Raw genomic sequence first — 659 nt, 5'->3', positions numbered from 1 at the left:
GGACGGCAGCGCGTCGATGACGTCCTGGATGGCGCGTACCCAGGCCGGATTGTTGACGCGGGGCTTCATCGTGTCGGCGTCGAACAGCCAGGCCTTGTCGTCGGGGTGCTTGGCATAAGCGGTGGCGCGGCTGCCGAGGAAATAGAAGCCGAAGCCGCCCCAGGGCTTTGGCGCGTCGAGATAGCCATAGACGTCCTGGTCCTTGAGCTTCTTGCCCTTGAGGAACTTGGTCACTGCCTGAACCTGCTGCCAGGTCTTCGGCACGCCCCATTCACCTTCACCACCGCCGTCCTTCCAGGCCTTGGCGAGGTCGGCATCGGCGAACACGTCGGTGCGGTAGTTGAAGTTGTGCGCGTCGCCGTCGACGGTCACGCGGTATTGCTTGCCGTCCCAGGTGCCGACCGGCGGCTTCAGGTAGCTGACCAGATCGTCGAAATCGATCTGGGTCTTGACCCAGTCGGGCATTTCCGACGTCAGGCCCTTGCCGCAGACATCGCCTTCGAACGGCGCGCCCATTTCGATGATGTCGAAATCGACGGTGCCGGTCGCGATCGACTGCTGCAGGCGGGCGTTGTAATCGGCCTGCGCCAGGTCGATCCAGTTGATCTTGGCGCCGGTGTAGGTCTCCCACGGCTTCAGGAAGCCGCGGAACAGCACAT

The 659-nt window shown here is 63.4% G+C and carries 1 protein-coding gene; it reads right to left on the bottom strand.

Annotated features, from left to right (window positions below; genetic code table 11):
• A partial coding sequence (locus tag EN750_RS37745) for an extracellular solute-binding protein (protein WP_127399497.1) occupies positions 1-659 on the bottom strand: 659 nt, incomplete at both ends.

The sequence above is a fragment of the Mesorhizobium sp. M7A.F.Ca.ET.027.03.2.1 genome, assembly GCF_003999175.1.
Classification (GTDB): domain Bacteria; phylum Pseudomonadota; class Alphaproteobacteria; order Rhizobiales; family Rhizobiaceae; genus Mesorhizobium.
This window is presented reverse-complemented; position numbering and strand designations above follow the sequence as displayed.